We start from the raw sequence: 6,391 nt of genomic DNA on the forward strand, positions 1-6,391 counted from the left end.
AAACATTCGAGAACGTGTATGATAGAAATTTGTGAGCTGACTGCTAGAAAATAGTTCCTCATCTCTTGGAGGAGTTGCTAGCAAAGACACCGGAAACAATAAAAGAGACCACTAATACGTCGACGTAACGGAGGGAATACAATGAAAAATGCTATTGAGGTGAATCAACTTCGGAAAGAATTTAAAGCCTACTCTAGCCGCTCTGGCCTTAAAGGGGCGTTCCGGGATTTATTTACCCGTAATTATAGAGTCATGAAAGCTGTGAACGATATTTCGTTTACCGTAAAACAGGGGGAAATGGTAGGGTATATAGGAGAAAATGGAGCGGGGAAATCGACCACAATCAAAATGCTGACGGGAATCTTAACTCCTACTTCAGGCGACATTACCGTAAATGGAATGAACCCTCATAAAGAAAGGGAGAAGTTTGCCCAAACGATTGGAGTTGTTTTTGGTCAACGCTCTCAGCTGTGGTGGGATATTGCCGTACAAGAATCTTTTCGCTTGTTAAAAAAAGTATACAAAGTGTCAGATGAAGATTATAACGCTCATATGGAGCACGTTATTCAAACTTTAGATATTGGACCGTTACTAGATAAGCCGGTGCGAAAGCTTTCTCTAGGTCAGAGAATGCGCTGTGAGCTGGCTGCTGCTCTTATTCATAATCCGCCGCTTCTATTTCTAGATGAACCGACGATCGGTTTAGATGTGCTAGTTAAATTAAAAATTCGCCAATTTTTAAAAGAAATTAATGAAAAATATAATACGACGATTTTGCTTACGACTCATGATTTAGCAGATATTGAAGCTTTATGTGAACGCGTTGTAATGCTGGATGAAGGCAGTATTATTTATGACGGATCGCTGCAAAAGCTGCGTTCGAATTGGGGAGATCTTAAACAAATTACGTTTGAATTTGGAACTGCTCCAAATAAAGAGCAGTTGAAGCTATTGACGCAAGGGATGCCTGTTAACTGGATTGAAGGTGATCAAAAATATTTGTGGACAGCGCAGCTTCAAAATAAAGGAGACTTAATGTCACAGCTGATTGCTAAAGTGGTGGCAAAGCATGAAATCAGTGATATTAACATTGAAGAAATTTCGACAGAAGAAATCATTCGCAACATTTATGAAGAAGGTGTTGTGAATGGATAAATATATAGAGATGATACGTATTCGCTTTTTAATGATGCTGGCGTATCGGACGAATTATTACAGTGGAATATTGATTTATGCGATTAATATTGGTGCTTACTACTTTTTATGGTCCGCTATTTATGGAGGAAAAGAGAATATTCAAGGGTTATCCATTACCCAAATGACAACGTATGTAGCAGTTTCATGGATGGCAAGAGCCTTTTATTTTAATAACATTGACCGTGAAATGGCAACAGAAATTAAAGATGGCAAAGTGGCTGTGGAGTTAATTAAGCCATATAGCTATCTTGGTATGAAAACAATGCAAGGACTGGGAGAAGGGATTTTTCGGCTGCTGTTCTTCTCAGTGCCCGGCATGATTATTGTCGCGTTTTTATTTCCAGTTCAGTTTTCCGCAAATGCAGCAACGTGGCTTTATTTTGAACTGTCTTTAATTTTTAGTTTCATCATTAACACACAAATTAATTTATTAACGGGTATTACGACTTTCTTTCTCTTTAATAATGATGGGCTCATTCGAGCGAAGCGAGTGGTCATTGATTTGTTTTCAGGACTTCTTCTGCCCATCAGTTTCTATCCTTTCTGGGCGCAACATATTATGAGCTATTTCCCTTTTCAGGCCATTAGTTATATTCCGAGCATGATTTTCACAAATGGATTTAAAGGGCAGGAAGTAATAAATGCTCTTATCACACAGGCAGTTTGGTCAGGACTTCTATTTATTCCTATTGCATGTTTGTGGAGCATAGCGAAGAAAAAAATGGTCATTCAAGGAGGGTAGTCTATGAAAATGTTTTATTTTTCGATTTTCTTTCAATACATTGGTCAATATATGAAAACAAGGCTTCAGTATCGTACGGACATGGTAGTTGAAATCATATCAGACTTATTGTTTCAAACAGTTAACTTGATTTTTATTTTAGTTGTATTTGGTCATACTCAGTCACTGCACGGATGGTCACGAGAGGAAATTATCTTTATTTATGGTTTCTTTTTAGTCCCTTTTGCTATTTTTTCGTCTTTCTTTAACATTTGGGATTTCAACGAGCGCTACATTGTTAAAGGAGAAATGGACCGAATTTTAACGCGGCCGATTCATAGTTTGTTTCAAGTTATTTTAGAGCGGATAGAACTAGAATCATTGTTTGGTGGTATCACAGGGATTGCAGTAATGGCTTACGCTGCGTCTTCTTTACATCTTCATTTCCAGTGGTATGATGTTTTTATTTTTCTGTTATTTATTTTAGGAGGAGCGCTTGTATACGCAGGGATTTTCATCGCCTTAGCAAGCATAGGCTTCTGGTCGGATGCAAGAACCTCTATTATGCCTACTATTTATAATATTGGAAACTACGGAAGGTATCCCGTAGATATTTATAATAATGTCATCCGATATGTTTTAACGTGGATTCTTCCTTTTGCATTTGTAGGCGTATATCCAGCTGCTTATTTCTTAGGAAGGTCAGAATGGTACGGATATGCATTTTTAACCCCAGTGATGGGAATCGTCTTTTTTGTAATCTCTATTTTCTTATGGAATACAGGTGTCAAAAAATACAGAGGAGCAGGTAATTAAATGCCTGCTCTTTTTCGTGGCTTCGGAGTAGTAATGAACGGACAAGAACGCGCGTATAGTGGTAATAGAGTATAAATTAAAGGAGTAGAATGATGGTTATTTTTCTAATCCTCGTTATCATTGTGTTTGTAATTGGTAGTATGAAGTTTCTCTTTGAAAAAGAACTTGGAGAATTTCATTTTTTCTCAATTGGTCATTTCTTTGTCTTGTTTTATTCATATATCACAGTTTTATTGGGATTTAGCCTTATTTACACGGTGTGTGAAATGGGAAGTATTCCGGTGTTAAGCGGAGGGTTTGAGCATGAAGGTCATTATTTTTACACGCTGTTTAACAGCATGTATTTCAGCGCAGCGACGTTATTTTCAGTAGGATACGGAGATATGTATCCGGTTGGAGTTGGGAAATTATTTGCAACTTTTGAAGCGTTTATCGGCTATATTATGCCTGCAATCTTTGTGATGCGAACAGTTACCCGCACTTAAACTTGTCATCTTATCTAATATTGGGTACGCTATTCAAAGAAAATGAAAAGCGTAAAGGAGAAGATAAATATGACAGCTGTAGTCGGAGAAAAAGCACCCGATTTTGTATTGATGTCTACAAATGGAGAGCAAGTATCACTCGCGTCGATGAAAGGGAAAAACGTTGTGCTGTATTTTTATCCGAAAGATATGACGCCAGGCTGTACAACAGAAGCCTGTGATTTCAGAGATCAGCATGAAAATTTTGAAGAGCTAGATGCAATGATTCTAGGAGTGAGCCCTGATCCAATCGACAAACACCATAAGTTTATTGATAAGCACGGCCTTCCATTCTTACTTTTAGCTGACGAAGATCATAGCGTAGCTGAAGAGTATGGAGTATGGAAACTGAAAAAAAACTTTGGAAAAGAATATATGGGCATTGAGCGCTCCACTTTTATCGTTAATAAAGAAGGAATGCTCGTAAAAGAGTATCGCAAGGTTCGAGTGAAAGGGCATGTAGAAGAAGCTTTATCATTTATTAAAGAAAAAATGGCATAAAAACAGGCAGATAACTAGAGCAGTTTTTGTCTTTGAACATACAATATCAGTGTAGGGCATACCTCCTCAGATGTTAATATATTTAAAAGTGTGGATAGATTTCCACACTTCTTTTTTTTACATAAAATATATGAATAATTTTTACTTATTACATAAAATAGGAATAGGCATCAAGTTGACAAAACGTGGGTAAAACATGTAGACTAATTATAAGAATTATAAAGTAATAATACTTACAGAAGAGGGGTGCATGACGTGTCAAATCATTTACAAGAAGCCCTTGAAACGTTAAAAGGTACTGGCGTTCGTATTACACCACAACGTCATGCTATTTTAGAGTATTTAATCAATTCCATGACACATCCAACAGCAGATGATATTTATAAAGCGCTGGAAGGTAAGTTTCCAAATATGAGTGTAGCAACCGTTTACAATAATTTAAGAGTATTTCGCGAAGTAGGTATTGTAAAGGAACTAACATACGGTGATGCATCAAGCCGGTTTGATTACGTTACAACAGAGCATTACCATGTAATTTGCGAAAGCTGCGGAAAAATTGTAGATTTTCATTATCCTGGTTTAGACGAAGTAGAAAAGCTGGCTGCTCATATTACTGACTTTGATATTAGTCATCACCGAATGGAGATTTACGGAACGTGTCCTGATTGTACAGCTAAAAAAGCGCACTAATAAGCTGATAGTAGTGATACTATCAGCTTTCTTTTTGTTTTTTTCTATTATACTTTTCATCGAATTGTTTTCCTTCAAGAGACCGGTCAAGCGTAAGCGGCTCGTTGCAATACATACACATATCTACGCGCCCTAGCATTTTTGTTTGCTTTTGACATGTAGGGCAGGTTACTTGAACCGCTTTCGTAGAAAGCATGCCAATCCAGAAATAAACGCCGGTACTGGCTACGATGCACAGTAACCCCAAGAGCATAAAAATAGTCATTAGCCAGACTGAAGACCGAAAGAAAATTCCCCCATACATAACAATGAAACCAACAAAGATCAGGCTGAGTGCAAACGTGCGAATCTTGTTAATTTTATTTGAATACTTTATCCCCATCAGTATCCCCCCTGTTACCAATATATCACAGAGTGAGACAGTGAATGTTGATAAAAAATGAATCTTCGGAAAATTATCGTTGGTTTTTGAGCTTTCTGAATGATTTCTATAATTCTGAGTGGGATATCCGTTATACATCGTATATAATAAAAAAAGAAATCTTAGTCCATAGCCTTTAAATTTTTGAAAAATATTTGTCTATTACAGTTAGGAGAGCTCAAAATGGAAGATGTTTTACGGCCAATATATCAAGAAAGAGCTAGCAATAAAGACACACTAGGTATTTTACTGATTGAAAAAAAGAAATCAGAATCTCCAGTGACGGATAATTTGGATGCTATCTTATTTATTGTGACCAAAACTACAGAAACTTCTCTTTTTATTAAACAATACGAATATGAAAATGAGCGTGCAGCACTTTATATGGCTTCTGAACAGCAAATGAGTGAATGGATTATGAATGGGACGAACCGCCGTATTATTGATTGGATCTTAAATGGTAAAGTGCTATTTGATCGAAATGAATATATGGAAAACTTAAAGAAACGCTTGATTGATTTCCCGAGAGAAGATCGGACAAAGAGAATAGGGGTCGAGTTTGCTAAGTTGATTCGCCGATTTAAAGAAGGAAAAGACTTTTATACGTCTAATCATTATTTAGATGCATTCAATCATGTCATTCATGCTCTTCATCATTTAGCACGACTGTCTGTGTTGGAAAACGGATTTCACCCAGAAGTGACAGTGTGGAACCAAGTGAAAAAAATAGAACCTGAAATCCATCGTCTTTACGAAGAGCTAATTATTAGCCAAGAAGAGGTTAGTAAGCGTTTAGAGCTGCTTTTCTTAGCGAGTGAATTTCTAGTAAATAAAAAAACTGAATTGGGTGCGAAGCATCTTGTTCATATTATGAAAAGTGAAAAGCAGGAATGGACGTTTAATGAACTTGTTCATCATCCCGACATACGACCTTATGCTATTGATTTAGGAATACTGCTTGAGTTTTTAATTGAAAAAGACATCATTATGGTAAAAAAAGTAGAAACAAAAGGAAAGAGTTTGTACCATAGACACTATGTGGCGAAATGATAGAGAGATAAGGGGTATCTGATACGGTGTGGTTATGACGTATAGATACCCTAACGTATGATTTTATAGCCTTGATTTATTCTTGATAAAAGGTTTTTCTAAAAAAACAAGATTTATTTTAAAAAATCTATTGACGCTTTAAAATATCCGTGGTAAATTTATATACGTCGCTGATGAGCGATACTAAATTTATCAAAAACTTGAAAAAACTTCTTAAAAAAGTTGTTGACAAGAAAGAGGTAAACTGGTAAGATTAAAAAGTCGCTTAAGAGCGGCGGTTGAACTTTGAAAACTGAACAAAGCGACAAACGTCAACGTTAAATTTTATTTTTTAATTGAGCAAGTCAAACATTTCTTCGGAGAGTTTGATCCTGGCTCAGGATGAACGCTGGCGGCGTGCCTAATACATGCAAGTCGAGCGAACTGATTAGAAGCTTGCTTCTATGACGTTAGCGGCGGACGGGTGAGTAA

Annotated in this window: 8 protein-coding genes and 1 rRNA gene; 8 read left to right on the forward strand and 1 reads right to left on the reverse strand. The window is 36.7% G+C overall.

Translation table 11 applies throughout. The features are described from left to right. Nucleotides 1-141: 141 nt before the first annotated feature. The 6 genes from M3225_RS23630 (at nt 142) to perR (ending at nt 4,449) form a co-directional block, all read left to right on the forward strand. Nucleotides 142-1,155, forward strand: a complete 1,014-nt coding sequence (locus M3225_RS23630; RefSeq protein ID WP_251398385.1) for an ABC transporter ATP-binding protein — start codon at nt 142-144, stop codon at nt 1,153-1,155. Then, entirely contained in the window at nt 1,148-1,939 is a 792-nt protein-coding gene (locus M3225_RS23635; protein WP_251398390.1) for an ABC transporter permease, read from the forward strand. Before M3225_RS23630 ends, M3225_RS23635 begins: the two co-directional genes overlap by 8 nt. A gap of 9 nt (nt 1,940-1,948) precedes the next feature. Next, a complete protein-coding gene (locus tag M3225_RS23640; RefSeq protein WP_251398423.1) occupies nt 1,949-2,734 on the forward strand; it encodes an ABC transporter permease in 786 nt (261 codons plus the stop codon). A 92-nt stretch (nt 2,735-2,826) separates the two neighbouring features. Further along, nucleotides 2,827-3,219: an ion channel gene (locus M3225_RS23645; RefSeq protein ID WP_045291958.1), complete on the forward strand. Its 393-nt coding sequence runs from the start codon at nt 2,827-2,829 to the stop codon at nt 3,217-3,219. Nucleotides 3,220-3,288: 69 nt separating this feature from the next. Continuing rightward, nucleotides 3,289-3,759 (forward strand): thioredoxin-dependent thiol peroxidase, encoded by a 471-nt coding sequence (gene bcp, locus M3225_RS23650; RefSeq protein ID WP_251398393.1) that lies wholly within the window; start codon nt 3,289-3,291, stop codon nt 3,757-3,759. 255 nt (nt 3,760-4,014) lie between these two features. Then, nucleotides 4,015-4,449, forward strand: coding sequence for a peroxide-responsive transcriptional repressor PerR (gene perR, locus M3225_RS23655; protein ID WP_013055172.1), 435 nt, complete (start codon nt 4,015-4,017; stop codon nt 4,447-4,449). Between the two features lie 22 nt (nt 4,450-4,471). Here perR and M3225_RS23660 read toward each other — a convergent pair whose 3' ends face one another. Then, on the reverse strand, nt 4,472-4,831 hold the full coding sequence (locus M3225_RS23660; RefSeq protein ID WP_014461817.1) for a YgzB family protein: 360 nt from the start codon (nt 4,829-4,831) through the stop codon (nt 4,472-4,474). Nucleotides 4,832-5,053: 222 nt separating this feature from the next. On the opposite strand from M3225_RS23660, the gene M3225_RS23665 reads away from it, so the two are divergent. Further along, nucleotides 5,054-5,920 carry a nucleotidyltransferase-like protein gene (locus tag M3225_RS23665; RefSeq protein ID WP_251398396.1) on the forward strand — a complete coding sequence of 289 codons (867 nt, stop codon included), beginning with the start codon at nt 5,054-5,056 and terminating at the stop codon, nt 5,918-5,920. Between the two features lie 353 nt (nt 5,921-6,273). Then, a 16S ribosomal RNA gene (locus M3225_RS23670) occupies nt 6,274-6,391 on the forward strand; the annotation flags it as partial.

This window comes from Priestia aryabhattai, assembly GCF_023715685.1.
GTDB lineage: Bacteria > Bacillota > Bacilli > Bacillales > Bacillaceae_H > Priestia > Priestia aryabhattai_B.